Origin of the sequence: Streptomyces sp. NBC_01267 (genome assembly GCF_036241575.1) — a bacterium.
Lineage (GTDB): Bacteria > Actinomycetota > Actinomycetes > Streptomycetales > Streptomycetaceae > Streptomyces.
On sequence record NZ_CP108455.1, the window covers coordinates 2,333,852 to 2,350,029 of the forward strand.

General features: G+C 70.3%; 19 protein-coding genes. 9 read left to right on the top strand and 10 right to left on the bottom strand.

What is annotated here, in order from left to right:
• Positions 1-41: 41 nt before the first annotated feature.
• The 4 genes from OG709_RS10730 (at position 42) to OG709_RS10745 (ending at position 3,287) form a co-directional block, all read left to right on the top strand.
• On the top strand, positions 42-1,004 hold the full coding sequence (locus OG709_RS10730; RefSeq protein WP_250298327.1) for a metal ABC transporter substrate-binding protein: 963 nt from the start codon (positions 42-44) through the stop codon (positions 1,002-1,004).
• Between the two features lie 92 nt (positions 1,005-1,096).
• Complete coding sequence (locus OG709_RS10735; RefSeq protein WP_329165795.1) at positions 1,097-1,912, top strand: metal ABC transporter ATP-binding protein; 816 nt, start codon at positions 1,097-1,099, stop codon at positions 1,910-1,912.
• A 2-nt stretch (positions 1,913-1,914) separates the two neighbouring features.
• Entirely contained in the window at positions 1,915-2,808 is an 894-nt protein-coding gene (locus OG709_RS10740; protein ID WP_250298331.1) for a metal ABC transporter permease, read from the top strand.
• A gap of 59 nt (positions 2,809-2,867) precedes the next feature.
• Positions 2,868-3,287: a Fur family transcriptional regulator gene (locus OG709_RS10745; protein WP_250298333.1), complete on the top strand. Its 420-nt coding sequence runs from the start codon at positions 2,868-2,870 to the stop codon at positions 3,285-3,287.
• Positions 3,288-3,486: 199 nt separating this feature from the next.
• On the opposite strand, the gene OG709_RS10750 is transcribed toward OG709_RS10745, so the two are convergent.
• The 10 genes from OG709_RS10750 to leuA all read right to left on the bottom strand — a co-directional run bounded on the left by OG709_RS10750 (position 3,487) and on the right by leuA (position 12,686).
• Entirely contained in the window at positions 3,487-4,296 is an 810-nt protein-coding gene (locus tag OG709_RS10750) for an isoprenyl transferase (RefSeq protein WP_250298334.1), read from the bottom strand.
• 18 nt (positions 4,297-4,314) lie between these two features.
• Entirely contained in the window at positions 4,315-5,061 is a 747-nt protein-coding gene (gene recO / locus OG709_RS10755; RefSeq protein ID WP_250298336.1) for a DNA repair protein RecO, read from the bottom strand.
• Between the two features lie 103 nt (positions 5,062-5,164).
• On the bottom strand, positions 5,165-5,923 hold the full coding sequence (locus OG709_RS10760) for an urease accessory protein UreD (protein WP_329169089.1): 759 nt from the start codon (positions 5,921-5,923) through the stop codon (positions 5,165-5,167).
• Positions 5,924-5,961: 38 nt separating this feature from the next.
• Positions 5,962-6,708 (bottom strand): urease accessory protein UreG, encoded by a 747-nt coding sequence (gene ureG / locus OG709_RS10765; protein ID WP_401272504.1) that lies wholly within the window; start codon positions 6,706-6,708, stop codon positions 5,962-5,964.
• Positions 6,701-7,375 (bottom strand): urease accessory protein UreF, encoded by a 675-nt coding sequence (locus tag OG709_RS10770; protein WP_329165802.1) that lies wholly within the window; start codon positions 7,373-7,375, stop codon positions 6,701-6,703. The genes ureG and OG709_RS10770 overlap by 8 nt, the downstream gene beginning before the upstream one ends.
• Complete coding sequence (locus OG709_RS10775; RefSeq protein WP_250298339.1) at positions 7,375-9,078, bottom strand: urease subunit alpha; 1,704 nt, start codon at positions 9,076-9,078, stop codon at positions 7,375-7,377. The genes OG709_RS10770 and OG709_RS10775 overlap by 1 nt, the downstream gene beginning before the upstream one ends.
• 1 nt (position 9,079) lies before the next feature.
• Positions 9,080-9,397 (bottom strand): urease subunit beta, encoded by a 318-nt coding sequence (locus tag OG709_RS10780; protein WP_326694921.1) that lies wholly within the window; start codon positions 9,395-9,397, stop codon positions 9,080-9,082.
• A complete protein-coding gene (locus OG709_RS10785) occupies positions 9,394-9,696 on the bottom strand; it encodes an urease subunit gamma (protein WP_250298342.1) in 303 nt (100 codons plus the stop codon). Before OG709_RS10785 ends, OG709_RS10780 begins: the two co-directional genes overlap by 4 nt.
• Before the next feature lie 232 nt (positions 9,697-9,928).
• The gene (locus tag OG709_RS10790; protein ID WP_250298344.1) at positions 9,929-10,624 is read right to left on the bottom strand and encodes a TerB family tellurite resistance protein; all 696 of its coding nucleotides are present in this window, start codon (positions 10,622-10,624) and stop codon (positions 9,929-9,931) included.
• Between the two features lie 304 nt (positions 10,625-10,928).
• On the bottom strand, positions 10,929-12,686 hold the full coding sequence (gene leuA, locus OG709_RS10795; RefSeq protein WP_250298346.1) for a 2-isopropylmalate synthase: 1,758 nt from the start codon (positions 12,684-12,686) through the stop codon (positions 10,929-10,931).
• A gap of 293 nt (positions 12,687-12,979) precedes the next feature.
• Here leuA and OG709_RS10800 point away from each other — a divergent pair, with 293 nt between their 5' ends.
• The 5 genes from OG709_RS10800 (at position 12,980) to OG709_RS10820 (ending at position 16,077) form a co-directional block, all read left to right on the top strand.
• Entirely contained in the window at positions 12,980-14,056 is a 1,077-nt protein-coding gene (locus OG709_RS10800; protein WP_326694920.1) for a M4 family metallopeptidase, read from the top strand.
• A 232-nt stretch (positions 14,057-14,288) separates the two neighbouring features.
• The gene (locus tag OG709_RS10805; RefSeq protein WP_250298350.1) at positions 14,289-14,555 is read left to right on the top strand and encodes a protealysin inhibitor emfourin; all 267 of its coding nucleotides are present in this window, start codon (positions 14,289-14,291) and stop codon (positions 14,553-14,555) included.
• A 27-nt stretch (positions 14,556-14,582) separates the two neighbouring features.
• The gene (locus OG709_RS10810) at positions 14,583-15,392 is read left to right on the top strand and encodes a GNAT family N-acetyltransferase (RefSeq protein ID WP_250298353.1); all 810 of its coding nucleotides are present in this window, start codon (positions 14,583-14,585) and stop codon (positions 15,390-15,392) included.
• A gap of 47 nt (positions 15,393-15,439) precedes the next feature.
• Positions 15,440-15,682: a type II toxin-antitoxin system CcdA family antitoxin gene (locus OG709_RS10815; protein WP_250298355.1), complete on the top strand. Its 243-nt coding sequence runs from the start codon at positions 15,440-15,442 to the stop codon at positions 15,680-15,682.
• Positions 15,679-16,077: a PIN domain-containing protein gene (locus OG709_RS10820; protein WP_250298357.1), complete on the top strand. Its 399-nt coding sequence runs from the start codon at positions 15,679-15,681 to the stop codon at positions 16,075-16,077. The genes OG709_RS10815 and OG709_RS10820 overlap by 4 nt, the downstream gene beginning before the upstream one ends.
• Positions 16,078-16,178: the final 101 nt, after the last annotated feature.

Genomic DNA, 16,178 nt, shown 5'->3' on the forward strand with positions numbered 1-16,178 from the left:
CTTGTTGACAATCGTTTCCACTTTTGTTGAAAATGACTGTCATGAACGTACGACGCCTCATACCCGTCAGCGCGGCCTCCGCAGCGGTCGCACTCGGGCTGGTCGCCCTCTCCGCATGCTCCGCTTCCTCCGCCGCCGACAAGAACGACGGCAAACTCCACGTCGTGGCGTCGTTCTACCCGCTCCAGTACCTGACGCAGGAGATAGGCGGAAGCCACGTCTCCGTCACCAACCTGACGAAGCCGGGCGTCGAGCCGCACGACCTGGAACTCAGCCCCAAGCAGACCGTCGGCCTCTCCGACGCCGACGCGATCGTCTACCTGAAGGGCCTCCAGCCCGCCGTGGACGAAGCGATCAAGCAGTCCGGCGTGAAGCACACCGCCGACGTGGCCACCATGACCTCGCTCGAAACGCACGGCACCGAGGTGGACGGCCACCACCACACCACCGGGGACAACGCCTCCCACTCGGAGAGCGAAGCAGGGCTCGACCCGCACATCTGGCTCGACCCGGTGAAGTACGCCGAGATCGCCAAGGGCGTCGACAAGACCCTCGCCGCCGCCGATCCGGCCCACAGGGCGGACTACCGGAAGAACACCGACGCGCTGGTCAAGAAGCTGGACGCGCTCAATACGCAGTACGTGGACGGGCTGCGGAACCGCACGTCCGACACCTTCGTCACCACCCACGCCGCCTTCGGCTATCTCGCCGAGCGCTACGGCCTCACCGAGGAGGCCATCAGCGGCATCGACCCGGAGAGCGAGCCGAGCATCTCGCGCATGAAGGACCTGCACGCGCTCGCCGAGCAGCACCACGTCTCCACGGTCTTCTTCGAGACCATCACCAGCCCGGACACCGCGAAGACCCTCGCCAGTGATCTGCACGTGAAGACGGACGTCCTGGACCCGCTGGAAGGCATCACGGACAAGTCCAGGGGCCGTGACTACATCCAGGTCATGCAGTCCAACCTCGTCGCGCTCCAGAAGGCGCTCGGCGCCAAGTGAACCCCCCGCGCGACGTGAACACCCCGGCCCCGGCGGACCGGCACACCAGAACACCGGTACCAGCACCAGCACCGACATCGGAGGCGCGAGCCATGGAACAGGGAACGGGACAGGGAAAGGGACAGGAACCCGTCATACCGGAATCCGTCCTGCGGCAACCCGTCATCTCCGTACGCGGGGCCACGGCCACGCTCGGCTCGCGCCCGGTGCTGCGGGGTATCGATCTCGCCGTGCACCGCGGCGAGGTGGTCGCCCTGCTGGGTGCCAACGGCTCGGGCAAGTCGACGGCCGTCCGCGCGGTGATCGGCCAGGTGCCGCTCACCAGCGGTGGGATCGAGCTGTTCGGCACCCCGCTGGGGCGCTTCCGCCAGTGGGCGCGCATCGGTTACGTACCGCAGCGCACCACCGCGGCCGGCGGGGTGCCCGCGACGGTCCGTGAGGTCGTCTCCTCCGGGCGGCTGGCCCGTACGAAGCTGCGGTGGCCGTCGAAGGCCGACCGGGCCGCCGTCACCCGCGCCATCGAGCTGGTGGGGCTCACCGACCGCGCCGGCGACTCGGTGGGCGCACTCTCCGGCGGGCAGCACCAGCGGGTACTGATCGCCCGTGCGCTGGCGTCCGAGCCGGAGCTGCTGATCATGGACGAGCCGATGGCGGGCGTCGACCTGGCCAGCCAGGAGATCCTGGCGTCGACCCTGCGCGAGCAGGTGGCCGCCCGGACGACCGTGCTGCTCGTCCTGCACGAGCTGGGCCCGCTGGAGCCGCTGATCGACCGTGCGGTCGTGCTGCGCGACGGCTGCGTGACGCACGACGGGCCGCCGCCCGAGGCGGTCGGACAGCATGCGCTGCCCCACGACCACGTCCACCCCCACTCCGGCGCCGAGCCGGCCCGCACAGGACTGCTGACCTGATCATGGAACTTCTCCAGAGCGTTCTCATGCAGCGCGCACTGCTCGCCGCCGTCCTGGTGGGCATCACCGCCCCCTCCATCGGCATCTACCTCGTCCAGCGCCGTCAGGCCCTGATGGGCGACGGCATCGGCCATATCGCCATGACCGGCGTCGGCCTCGGCTTCCTGCTCAACAGCAGCCCGGTGTGGATGGCGACGCTCGTCTCGGTCGTCGGCGCCGTCGCGATGGAACTGATCCGCTCGTACGGCCGGATGCGCGGCGATGTCGCGCTGGCCATGCTCTTCTACGGCGGCATGGCGGGCGGGGTGCTGCTGATCAACCTCTCGCCGACCGGCTCGAACGCCAACCTCTCCTCGTACCTCTTCGGCTCGCTCTCCACCGTCTCGGACAGCGACGTCACCGCGATCTGCGTGCTCGCCGCGTTCGTGATCCTGGTGACGCTCGGACTGCGGCGGCAGCTCTTCGCGGTCAGCCAGGACGAGGAGTTCGCGCGGGTCACCGGGCTGCCGGTGCGCGCGCTGAACCTGCTCGTCGCGGTGACCGCGGCGGTCACCGTCACCGTCGCCATGCGGGTGGTCGGGCTGCTGCTGGTGAGCGCCCTGATGGTGGTCCCGGTGGCTGCCGCCCAGCAGCTGTCGAAGTCGTTCGCGGTCACCTTCGCGCTGTCCGTGGCCATCGGTACGGCGGTCACCCTGTCCGGAACGATCACGTCCTACTACCAGGACGTGCCGCCGGGAGCGACAATTGTGCTGCTGGCCATCGGCGTCTTCATCGCCCTGACCGCGCTGGCCGCACCACTGGCGAGAAGGCGCGCACGGGCCGTGGAGGCGGCGCAGGCCGAGTGCGGCCTCGATCTCCCGGCCGCGCGGCAGCCGCTGGACTCGGCCAAGGCCTGACCGAGCTGGCACAATGGCCCGACACATTGGGGCGGGCGACATACGGCGAGGAGGCACCTGTGACTGCGGGAGCACCAGTACGAGGCCGGTCGACCCGGCAGCGGGCCGCGGTGGCTGCGGCGCTCGACGAGATGGACGAGTTCCGCAGCGCGCAGGAGTTGCACGACGTGCTCAAGCACCGCGGCGACTCGGTCGGGCTGACCACGGTCTACCGGACGCTCCAGTCGCTGGCCGACGCGGGCGAGGTCGATGTCCTGCGCACCGGCGACGGCGAGTCGGTCTACCGCCGCTGCTCGACCGGCGAGCACCACCACCATCTGGTCTGCCGCACCTGCGGCAAGGCCGTCGAGGTGGAGGGGCCCGCGGTGGAGAAGTGGGCCGAGTCGATCGCCGCGCAGCACGGGTATGTGAACGTGGCGCACACGGTGGAGGTCTTCGGGACCTGCGCGGCCTGTGCGGGCTCCTCGGCGGAGGGCTGAGCGGGTTCTGGCTCCCGGGCGCCCTTGCCCTCAGGCGCCGGGCAGGCTTTGTCGCCCTCAAGCGCCGGGCGGGCTGAAAGATGTCCTCAATCGCCGGACGGGCTTGAATTTCGGGCTCGTCCGGCGATCGGCGTGCGGGGTGGGCTTGAATTTCGAGCCTGCCCGGTGAACGACGTGCGGGGGCCGGGCCCCGCGCCGGTCAGGCGGTCGTCTCCTCGACCGCGCCGCCGAACCGGCGGTCCCGCTGGGCGAATTCGAGACAGGCGCGCCACAGGTCGCGGCGGTCGAAGTCCGGCCACAGCACGTCCTGGAAGACCATCTCGGCGTACGCGCTCTGCCAGATCAGGTAGTTGGACGTGCGCTGCTCGCCGCTCGGGCGCAGGAAGAGGTCCACGTCCGGCATGTCCGGGTAGTAGATGTACTTCGCGAAGGTCTTCTCGTTGACCTTCGACGGGTCGAGCTTCCCGGCCGCGACATCGCGGGCGATGGCCTGCGCCGCGTCGGCGATCTCCGCGCGCCCGCCGTAGTTGACGCAGAAGTACAGCGTCATCGCGTCGTTGTCCTTGGTCTGCTCCTGGGCGACCTGGAGCTCCTCGACGACCGACTTCCACAGCTTCGGCATCCGGCCCACCCAGCGGATCCTGATCCCCAGCTCGTCCATCTCGTCCCGGCGGCGGCGGATGACATCGCGGTTGAAGTTCATCAGGAAGCGCACCTCCTCGGGCGAGCGCTTCCAGTTCTCGGTGGAGAAGGCGTACAGCGAGAGGTTCTTGACGCCCATCTCGATGCAGCCGTTGAGTACTTCGAGGACGGTGGCCTCGCCGACCTTGTGGCCCTCGGTGCGCGGCAGCCCGCGGTCCTTGGCCCAGCGGCCGTTGCCGTCCATGACGATCGCCACGTGGTTCGGCACCAGTTCGCCGGGGATCTTCGGCGGGCGGGCGCCCGACGGGTGCAGTTCGGGGGTCTTGTACTCGCGTGTGCTGCGCCCCAGAATCCCGCGTCGTGCCATGTGCTCGTCTCCCTCTCGCTACTTCTCTACGTACCGCAACGAGCGCAGTCCGCGCTCCAGATGCCAGTGCAGGTAGGCCGATACGAGCCCGCTGCCCTCCCTGACGTGCCGCGGCTCGGCCGCGTCGGCCGTCGTCCAGTCCCCCGTCAGCAGTGCGCTGAGCAGCCCGACGGCCTCCGCAGAGGGTACGACGCTGCCGGGTACCCGGCAGTCGCCGCATACCGCCCCGCCACCCGCGACGGAGAAGAAACGGTTGGGTCCCTCCATGCCGCACTTGGCGCAGTCCTCGAAGCTGGGCGCGTAGCCGTTCACGGCGAGCGAGCGCAGCAGGAACGCGTCGAGGATCAGGTTCGGGGCGTGCTCGCCGCGCGCGAGGGTCCGCAGTCCGCCGACCAGCAGCAGGTACTGCTGGACGGACGGCTCGCCCTCGTGGTCGGTGAATCGTTCCGCCGTCTCCAGCATGGCCGTGCCCGCGGTGTAGCGGGCGTAGTCGGTGACGATCCCGCCACCGTACGGAGCGATGGTCTCGCTCTGTGTGCACAGCGGGAGCCCGCGCCCGATCAGTTCGCTGCCGCGGGCGAAGAACTGCACGTCGACGTGGGAGAACGGCTCCAGCCGCGCCCCGAACTTCGACTTCGTACGCCGCACGCCGCGCGCGACGGCCCGCACCCGGCCGTGGCCGCGGGTCAGGAGCGTGATGATGCGGTCGGCCTCGCCCAGCTTCTGGGTGCGCAGCACGACCCCGTCGTCACGGAAAAGACTCATGGGACCCATTGTCCCGTACGCGCCGGGCGGACCGTTCCCCGGCGGCCCCAGCGGATCACTGCTGGGACCGCCGTTCCCTGCCGGACCTGCGGACGGGCCCCGCTCAGGCCACGGGACCGGTCGTCCGCCAGCTCTCCCAGACCGCTGACAGCTCCGCCTCCGTCGCCGGGGCCACCGTGTCCAGCAGCCGCACCTGGGCGCCGGGCCCGGCCAGATCCGTCCGGTACGGGTGCGGCGGGCCGCCCGGGGTGGCGCCCAGGGCGGTGACCGCGCCGATGACCCGGTTCGCGCCGAGGATGCCGGGCAGCTCCCGGACGTCCGGGTCCCGCAGGTCCAGGTCCTCGACCAGCAGGTCCAGCCCGTCGTAGGTGGCGCGGGTCGTCGCCCGTACGCTCCCGCCACGTTCGCCGGAGCGCCCCAGGACCAGGGTCTCGCGCCAGAGCATCCGGGCGCCGGCGGCCATCGTGATGTCCATGGAACGTGCGACGTCCGCCCCGGTGGAGATGACGAACGGCCGGGCGTCCCAGGTCAGTTCGCCGCCCTCGGCGATGTCGATCACCGCCCGCCAGGCCGACGTACCGCCCCGGTGGTCGTACGCGACGAGCCCGGCCGGTTCGACCAGGTGCAGCCGGGCGCCGGGGCCGACGGTCAGGTGCAGGGTCAGCGCGTCGCCCGCCAGCAGGCCCGCCCGGGTGCCGACCAGTGCGATGTGCAGCCCGTCGGCGGCGGGGCGCAGCGGGCGGGGCGCCAGGAAGGCGCCGGGGCGCAGCTCGCGGGCGACATGGCGGCCGGTCGCGTCGCGCTCGACGGTGACGACGGTGGGGTCGGCGCCGCCGTCGTCCGGCGGGGCCGCACGCGTCAGGTCCGGCAGTACGGGCGGCCGGGGTACGGGCGGCGGGGTCACGAGTGGCTGTGCGGCGCCATCGGGCCCGGGTCGGCCGGAATGTGCTGGCCCGAGCGGTGGCGTACGAGCAACGCCCGCACCCAGTCGGCCAGTTCGGCGATGGACGCCGGGTCGTTCTTGGACAGGGCGAGGACCGGGAGGCCGTCGCGGGCCGCCTCGGCGTCGGCGACCATCTCCGCCACGTCGACCTCCACGTACGGGGCGAGGTCGGTCTTGTTGACGATCAGCAGGTCGGCGCCGGTGATGCCGGGGCCGCCCTTGCGGGCCACGTCGCCGCCGCCCGCGACGTCGATGCAGAAGAGCTGCGCGTCGGCCAGGGCCGGGCTGAAGGTGGCGGTGAGGTTGTCGCCACCGCTCTCGATCAGCACCAGGTCGAGCGGGCCGTACGCCTCCTCCAGGTCCTCGACGGCGTCGAGGTTGGCGCTGACGTCGTCGCGGATCGCGGTGTGCGGGCAGGCGCCGGTCTCGACGGCGCGGATGCGTTCGGTGGGCAGGACGCCCGCCGAGCGGAGGAAACGGGCGTCCTCGTCGGTGTAGATGTCGTTGGTGACGACGGCCATGGAGAGTTCACCGGCGAGTTCGCGGCAGAGGGTCGCCAGGATCGAGCTCTTGCCGGTGCCGACCGGTCCGGCGACGCCGAGGCGCAGCGCGCGCGGCTGGTTGAGGGGCTCGTGGAAGTGCTGGTTGGCCGGGGCGGGGGCGGGGTTCCCGGACGCCGGGGTGGGGGTGTCGTTGTCAGGCAAGGAAGAGTCTCCGTTCTCGTCGGTCGTGTTCGAGCGCCCACTCCTCGGTGAGCAGGGCGGTACGGGCGGGCAGCTCGCCCGGGGTCCGTACGGCGAGGGCGGCCGTCACCGCGTGGGCGGCGTCCGGCTCGGCGGCGAGCACCCACGCCACCGAGTCCAGCGGGTCGCCGGGCAGCAGTTTGAGCGCGGCCGACGCGATGGTCTGGAGTTCGTCGTAGACGACGCCGTACGCCAGTTCCTCCTCGGACACGTCCAGGACCGCCCCGAGTGCGCCCAGGGTGACCGGACGCAGCGGGCGCAGCGACGGCGTGCGGGCCGTGTCCAGCGCGGTGACGGCGGGGTGGCCGGGGGCCAGCCTGCGGGCCAGCCGCTGCACGCCCCGGCCGAGGGTCGCCGATGCCGCCCGCATCGGCGCCACCGGGGTCCTGGCCGCGAGGGCCTGCTGTACGGGCGCGTAGTCCACCGGGTCCTGCCGCGCCGCCCGCAGGGCGAGGACGGCGGCGGCGGCTTCGGTGACGGCGGTGGTGCGGAGCCTGGCCCGCAGGAGGGCGGGGATCCGGTCGCGGGTGAGCCCGGCCGCGACGGCCGGTTCCAGGCCCGCGCTGTAGGTGTACGCGCCGACCGGGAGCCGTCCGTCGGCGAGCAGCAGAGGGGCGAGCCGACCCATCAGAACATGCTGTACCGCTGGGCGAGCGGCAGTTCGGCGGCCGGGGCGGGCTCCACGAGCTCCCCGTCGATGCGGATGGCGAAGGTCTCCGGGTCGACGTCGATGGCCGGGAGCGCGGTGTTGTTCGGCAGGTCCGCCTTGGTGAGGTGGCGGGTGGGTCGTACGGCGACCAACTCCCGTACCAGGCCCAGACGTTCGGCGAGCCCGTCCGCCAGTGCCGCCGGGGAGACGAAGCTGACCGACAGGTGCGGGGCGGCTTCGGCGGCGGCGGTGGCACGCAGCAGGACCGGCTGGGTGGTGGGGATCGCCGCGTTGGCGTCGCCGAGGGCCGCGTACACCACCATGCCGCCCTTGAGCACGGCTGCGGGCCTGATGCCGAAGAAAGCGGGGTCCCAGAGCACCAGGTCGGCGAGTTTGCCCGGCTCGACGGAGCCGACGACGTGGTCGATGCCGTGGGCGACGGCGGGGCAGATCGTGTACTTGGCGACGTAGCGGCGGGCGCGTTCGTTGTCGGCGGGGAGCGTGGTGCCCCGGTCGCCGAAGCGCTGCTTCATCACGTGGGCGACCTGCCAGGTGCGGCAGACGACCTCGCCGATCCGGCCCATCGCCTGGGCGTCGGAGGAGGTGATGGAGAGGGCGCCGATGTCGTGCAGGACGTCTTCGGCGGCGATGGTGGTGGCGCGGATCCGGGACTCGGCGAAGGCCAGGTCCTCGGGGACGCGGGGGTTGAGGTGGTGGCAGACCATCAGCATGTCGAGGTGTTCGGCGACGGTGTTGACGGTGTGCGGGAGCGTCGGATTGGTGGACGCCGGGAGGATGTTGGGGTGGGAGGCGACGGTGATGATGTCGGGGGCGTGGCCGCCGCCCGCGCCTTCGGCGTGGAAGACGTGGATGCCGCGTCCGGCGATGGCGTCCAGGGTGCCTTCGACGTAACCGGCCTCGTTCAGGCTGTCGGCGTGCAGCGCGACCTGGAGTCCGTACGCGTCGGCCGCTTCCAGGGCGGCGTCGATGGCGGCCGGGGTGGCGCCCCAGTCCTCGTGGACCTTGTAGCCGCCGGCGCCGCCGAGCGCGGCCTCACGCAGGGCCTCCTCCCCGACGGTGGAGCCCTTGCCGAACAGCATGATGTTGAGCGGGACCCGGTCCAGGGACCGGTGCATCATCGCGAGGTTCCAGGCGCCGGGGGTGACGGTGGTGGCCTTGGACCCCTCGGTGGCACCGGTGCCGCCGCCGATCACGGTGGTGGTGCCGGTGGCGAGAGCCTCGTGGAGGGTCTCCGGCATCAGGAAGTGGACGTGGGTGTCGACGGCTCCGGCGGTCAGGATGCGACCCTCGCCGGAGACGACGTCCGTGCCGGGGCCGATCACCAGGTCCGGGTGGACCCCGTCGCTCATGTCGGGGTTGCCGGAACGGCCGAGCGCGACGATCCGACCCTCCCGTACTCCCACGTCGGTCTTGACGACGCCCCAGTGGTCGAGCACCACGACATTGGTGATGACGAGGTCGAGGGCTCCCTCCGCGTGCGGCGTGGTGGCCTGGGCCATCGATTCGCGGATGGACTTGCCGCCGCCGAACACGGCCTCGTCGCCGCCGAAGCAGCGGTCCTCCTCGACCTCGATCCAGAGGTCGGTGTCGGCGAGGCGGACCCGGTCCCCGGTGGTGGGGCCGTACAGCGCGGCGTAGGCGGCGCGCGTCATCCGGGCCATGTCAGTCCTCCGTTCGTACGGTGCGGGTGCCGGGCACCACGAGACCGGGGACCCGCCGACGGCCGCCGAGCTCGACCAGGGTGACGTCGGCGCCGACTCCGGGTTCGAAGCGCAGTGAAGTACCGGACGGGATATCGAGTCGAAATCCTTCGGCGGCCGACCGGTCGAAAGTAAGTGCGGGATTCACGTCGGGGAAATGAAAATGCGATCCGACCTGAATGGGCCGGTCACCGTCATTCACCACGGCGAGTTGCAATCGAGTACGATTTTCATTGATTTCGAGTACGCCGGAACCGGTCCGGATCTCACCCGGGATCACGGGATGGGCGAGGTGATCGTGACGAGCTTCCGCCCGTCGGGGAAGGTCGCCTCGACCTGGACGTCGTGCAGCATCTCCGGTACACCTTCGAGCACTTCGGCGCGGGTCAGCACAGCTCTTCCGTCGCTCATCAGATCGGCGACGCGAGCACCCTCACGGGCCCGCTCCATGGCCCAGCAGGAAAGCAGCGCAACAGCCTCCGGATAGTTGAGACGCACACCCCGTTCACGTCGGTCACGGGCAACCATTCCGGCAACACTCAGCAGCAATTTCTCCGTGTCGGACGGAGTGAGAAACATGGGAAACCTCCGTGACGGCAGTCCCCGGAATTCCCGGAATCGCCACAGTCACTTCCCTCTTATAAACCTGCCGACGGGTTCATGGCAACTTTCACCACACCGCAAAAAGTCCCTTTCTGGGGTTATGACCCACTAAATACGGGCAAACCACCCCAAAATTTATACCCGCACGCCGCTCACCTGCGGACTTACCGAGAGACAGCACGCAGCGAAGCGACGGGGCCGGAAACGCTCAGGATGGCGTACGGGCCGCAGCCGCGAGGAGCCTGGCCGTGTCCTCGGCACCGAGCTGGAGCGCCCCGCCGACCGTCGCGAGCACCTCACGCTCCGCCGGGCTGTACGGGCCGTCGGCGAGGGCGATGCGGGCGCCCTGGAGCAGGATCGACTCCCGGCCCACCGGGGCGAGATGCGGGGCCAGCGGCTGGAGCGCCTCGTGCAGCTCGATGGTGAGGGCGGCGCCGCACGGCTCGGCGTCGGTGACGAAACGGCCGGTGTCGGCGGCGAGCGCGTCCACCAGGGCGGTCAGCTGCTCCTCGGTGCACTCGTCGAACCCCGCGGCCCTGACGGTGGCGACCGCGGCCTCGGTGACCGCGTGGGAGGCGGCGCCGCCCGCGGTGAGCACGGCGAGCGTGACCGTGTGGACGGCGTCGCGCAGCATCGCCGAGAAGCGGGTGGTGGTGGGGTGGTCGAGGGAGTCGGTGGGGAACCTCGTCCGGCAGGCCGCGCATTCGATCACCGGGCCGGTGACCCCGCGCGGGAGAAGCGGGACCCCGAGCACGGTCAGGCGCCGACGGCCGGTGCGGCGGCGGTAGTTGCGGTCGCCGCCGCAGTCCGCACAGAAGAACTCGCCGTCGCCGACGGTGTCCCAGGAGGTGCGGACGGCCCAGACGATCGACTTCTTGCCGCTCCGTCCTCGGACTGGCAGCACGACCCACCTCCGTAACACCCCGGCAACGCTCCGTTGCGCTGCGCTCCACTCCGCCGCCGTGCACCGTTGACCGGTGGGACACAGCGCCGTCATGTGCACGTGATGTTAGCCACATCGGTGATGCGACGTCAGCACCCTGACCGGAGTTGGCTCGGTCCCGGCCACCGCTGCGGGCGACCGGGACCGGGAAAAGTGGAGGTCACACGGGATTCGTACGAACGGGATCACCGAAATGTGCCATCGGTCCCCCACCTGGAAACAGCCGTGCTCGTGGCCCGATCCCGCACCGGGCCCACGAAGGGGGTCAGCGGGCCGCCCGGTTGACCGCGGAGACGACCGCCTTGAGCGAGGCCCGTGTGGTGTTGGCGTCGATACCGATGCCCCACATGACCTTGCCGTCGATCGCGCACTCGATGTACGAGGCGGCGAGCGCGCTCGCGCCCTCGCTCATCGTGTGCTCCTGGTAGTCCAGCAGCCGCGCGTCCACGCCGGTCGCGGACAGCGCGGCGAAGAACGCCGAGATCGGACCGTTACCGGTGCCCGACAGCGCCGTCTCGACCCCGTCCACGACGGCCTCGACGGTCAGGGTGTCCCGGCCGTCCGTGTCCGTGGTGGTCTGGCCGGAACGCAGCTGGATCCGGCCCCAGCGGTCCTCGCCGTCACCCGGGCTGGGCAGGTACTCGTCCTGGAAGATCGCCCAGATGTCCTTGGGGGTGACCTCGCCGCCCTCGGCGTCGGTCTTCGTCTGGATGATCTTCGAGAACTCGATCTGCATCCGGCGCGGCAGGTCCAGCTTGTGCTCGTTCTTCAGGACGTACGCGATACCGCCCTTGCCGGACTGGGAGTTGACCCGGATCACGGCCTCGTAGGAGCGGCCCACGTCCTTGGGGTCGATCGGCAGGTACGGCACGGCCCACTCGATGTCGTCGACCGTCTTCCCCTGCGCGGCGGCGTCGGCCTCCATCGCGTCGAAGCCCTTCTTGATGGCGTCCTGGTGGGAGCCGGAGAAGGAGGTGTAGACGAGGTCGCCCGCGTACGGGTGGCGCGGGTGGATCTCCATCTGGTTGCAGTACTCGGCGGTGCGGCGCACCTCGTCGATCTGCGAGAAGTCGATCTGCGGGTCGACGCCCTGGCTGAACAGGTTCATGCCCAGCGTCACCAGGTCGACGTTGCCGGTGCGCTCGCCCTGCCCGAAGAGGCAGCCCTCGATCCGGTCCGCGCCCGCCATCAGGGCCAGTTCCGCGGCGGCGACCGCCGTGCCGCGGTCGTTGTGCGGGTGGACGGACAGGCAGACGAACTCGCGGCGGGACAGGTTGCGCGACATCCACTCGAAGCGGTCCGCGTGCGTGGACGGCGTCGAACGCTCCACGGTGGCGGGCAGGTTGAGGATGATCTCGCGTCCGGCCTCGGGCTGCCAGACGTCCATGACCGCTTCGCAGACCTCCAGGGCGAAGTCCAGCTCGGTGTCGGTGAAGATCTCGGGGCTGTACTGGTAGCCGAAGATCGTCTCGGGGCCCAGCAGCTTCTCCGCATACTCCACCACCAGCCGGGTGCCGTCCACGGCGATCTGCTTGATGTCGTCCTTCGAACCGCGGAAGACGACCCGGCGGAAGGTGGGCGCGGTGGCGTTGTAGAGGTGCACGGTGGCGCGGTGCGCGCCGCGCAGCGACTCGACGGTGCGCTCGATCAGGTCCTCGCGGGCCTGGGTCAGGACGGAGATGGTCACGTCCTCGGGGATCGCGCCCTCTTCCTCGATGATCGAGCGTACGAAGTTGAAGTCGGTCTCGCCGGAGGCCGGGAAGCCGACCTCGATCTCCTTGTAGCCCATCTTCACCAGCAGGTCGAACATCTCGCGCTTGCGGGCGGGCGACATGGGGTCGATCAGGGCCTGGTTGCCGTCACGCAGGTCGGTGGAGAGCCAGCGGGGGGCCACGGTGATCCGGCTGTCGGGCCAGGTGCGGTCGGGGATCTCCACGGCCTCGTACCGGCCGTACTTGTGCACCGGCATCCCGGACGGCTTCTGCATCTGGGTGGCGTTGGTGATCGGCGTGGGGTTCGACATCTGCGTAGGGCTCCTCGGGATCCAGCGGTGGGGGCCGACTGTGACGCTGCAGCACCAGACTCCGCGGGGAGGGGGTCGGCCTACGACTACAGGCCCTCGCCGCGGCAGCTAAGGAGAAGCAGCCCGAAACGCATGATGTTCCGCAGCCTAGCCCAGCGGCGCCGAGAACGCCGCAGCCGTATCAGTATGCGGGATGTCCGATAGGTAAAGAGTGACGGGTTCCCGGTCACTCGTTCTCGTCAATCTCCGTCGCAACCGGTGACAACTCACTTACCCACTGCCACATTACAGAGATGAACGCACACCCGGTCTTCTGCACGATCATCCCGCCGCACATCCTCGACAAGCTTGCCCAGGCCGACGACCCCGCGCTCTCCGAACCGGCCCGCCGCACCATGGAGGCGGACGCCGCCCACCGCGTCCGCCGTGCGGCCGTGGCCACCGCCCTCGCCGCCGAAGCCGTCACGGACACGGCAGCCGACGACGCCGCCGCCGAGAAGACTCCGAAGCGCACCATCTACGACGCGGAGCACGGCACGTCCCTGCCGGGCAAGAAGGTCCGCGGCGAGGGCGACCAGCCCGGCAGCGACGCCACCGTCAACCGCGCGTACGCGGGGCTCGGCGCCACCTTCGAGCTCTATCTGAAGGTGTACGGGCGGTACTCGATCGACGGCCGCGGGCTGCCGCTCGACGCGAGCGTCCACTACGACCAGAAGTACAACAACGCCTTCTGGGACGGCAAGCAGATGGTGTTCGGGGACGGGGACGGGAAGGTCTTCCTCGACTTCACCATCCCGGTGGACGTCATCGGCCACGAACTCACCCACGGCGTGACGCAGTACACGGCGAACCTTGAGTACTCCGGCCAGTCCGGCGCGCTCAACGAATCCGTCTCGGACGTCTTCGGCACGCTCATCAAGCAGTACGCCCTGGGCCAGACCGCCGACCGGGCCGACTGGCTGATCGGCGCCGGGCTGCTGGCGCCGCACGTCCACGGGGTCGCGCTGCGCTCCATGAAGGCTCCCGGCACGGCGTACGACGACCCGTCGCTCGGCAAGGACCCGCAGCCCGCGACGATGGCGAACTACGTCAGCACCACCCAGGACAACGGCGGTGTCCACCTCAACTCCGGCATCCCCAACCACGCGTTCTACCTGCTGGCCACCGCACTCGGCGGCAAGGCGTGGGAGCGGGCCGGGCAGGTCTGGTACGACACCCTGACGGGCGGCCACCTGCCGGCCGGTGCGACCTTCGCGGACTTCGCCCGGCTGACCGTCGCAGCGGCGCGCACCCGCTTCGGCGGCAGCAGCGACGAGCAGGAGGCGGTACTGAAGGCCTGGTCCACGGTCGGTGTCCCGACGGGCGCATAGGCCGTGTTTTGAAAGTAGCGTCGTCCGCCCGAAGGGCGGGCGCCGCGGTGCCTGGTGCGTGCGATCGCAAGGCGCCGGAGAGTCCTCGTAGCGGAGCTACGAGGACTCTCCGGCAACGCCGCGAGCAATGGGGTCTCCCCTGTTCGAGCGAAGCCGAGAACTTGGGGAAGTGCCAGGCACCGCGGCGCAGGCGGGACTTTCAAAACACGGCCTATGGAGTAGAACGGTTCCCATGCGTATCCAAGTAAGGCGCACGGGAGGCTTCGCCGGTATCGAGCGCCGGGCCGAGGTGGACACCTCGGCCCGGCCCGATGCGGACGAGTGGCACACCCTCGCCGAGAAGGCGGTGACCTCCGGCCACGCCGCCCCACCGGCCGGAGTGCCGGACGGCTTCCACTACCGGCTCACGGTGGACGACCGGACGGTGTACTGCACGGACCCCCAACTCACCGAGCCGCAGCGGACGCTGATCTCACGGCTGCTGAAAGAAGGTGCGTGAGACGGCGCGTTCGGTTTGGATGGCCGGATGCCCTCCGACACCCGCTCCACTCTCGACGCCCTTGAGCAGTACTACGACACGGTCCCCCGATCCGGTGCGCGCACCGAGGACTTCGGCCCGCTGACTCTCTTCGTACGGGAAGGAGCGGGCTGGCCCTTCTATGCGCGCCCCACACGGCTCTGGTCCGGTGCCGCGACCACCGCGGCGGACGTCGACCGGGTGAGGGCGCGCCAGCGGGAGGTGGGCGCACCGGAGGCGTTCGAGTGGGTGGCCGAGACAACTCCCCTCCTGCGCAAGGCCGTTGAGGAGTCCGGCCTGGAGGTCCACGAGCACCCGCTGATGGTGCTGGACCCGTCTGCCCCGACACGCGCGCCGCACCCCTCGGTACGTGTGCTGGACGCGGCGGACCCGCTGCTGTCCGCCGCGCTGGCCGTCCCGCAGCTGGCCTTCGCGGCGCCCGGCACAGCGGTGGGGGACGCGGGGCCCGCCGAGCTGGCACGGGAGATCGCCGCCCGCCTCGGCGACGGCCGGGTGGAGAACACCGCCGCACGGATCCGGACCGGGCGGACGACGGTCGCCGCGGCCCTCGGGGACGGCTCGGTCCTCTGCTCCGGCATGCACAACCCGGTGGACGAGGTCACCGAGATCGTCGCCGTGGGCACCCTGCCGTCCGCGCGACGGCAGGGCCTGGGGCTCGCGGTGACCGCGGCGCTGGCCGCGGACGCGCGGGCGCGCGGCGTGGGGACGGTGTTCCTGTCCGCCGGGGACGAGGACGTGGCACGGATGTACGGGCGGCTGGGGTTCTGCCGGGTGGCCACGGCGCTGATCGCCGAGTAGCCGAGAGCCCTCGCCACAGCTGGGCATACCGCAGTATGGTGGCACCTGTGACCACTAAGAAGATCACCATCACCTTGCCGGAAGAACTGCTGGAGTCAGCCCGCGAGCTGACATCCAACATCTCCGGTTATGCGGCGGAGGCCCTCACGCGCAAGATCAAGCGGGATCTGCTCGCTGAGGATCTGCGCCGCTACGAGGAAGAGCACGGGGCCTTCACCGAGGAGGAAATGGCTCAGGCACACGCCCGGCTGTACGCCGCAGACGCCGCCCGGGACAAGGACGCTGCGTGACACCGTTCGCCACGATCGTCCTCGACTCGGAAGGGCTCTCCGCCTGGATCGGGCAGGACCGCAGCACTCTCGCCTTGCTGAAAGCAGCAGAGCAGACCGAGACCAACCTGGTGATCAGTGCCAACACCATCATCGAGGTCACCCACGCGGCAACGAACATGGCTCGCCTGAGCTGGGTCCTTTCCCGCACCACGGTGGAACCGGTCACGGAACAGAGCGCCAAAGCTGCGGCACGTCTCCTCGAAGACGCCGGACTGCACGGCCACAAGTACGCCATTGACGCCACGGTCGCCGAGGCTGCTCTACGGCAGCCCGGCCCCGTCGCACTCCTGACGTCGGACGTCGACGACATGTCGAAACTGTGCCGCGGCCGGATCCGACTCATCAGCATCTGACGCCCCTGCGGCTGCATGGCTGATCCGGTGATCCGGTCACGAGGGGCCGACCTGAGTCGCCGCGGCACGCGTCAGGACATCCGCGGCAACGCATCAGGACA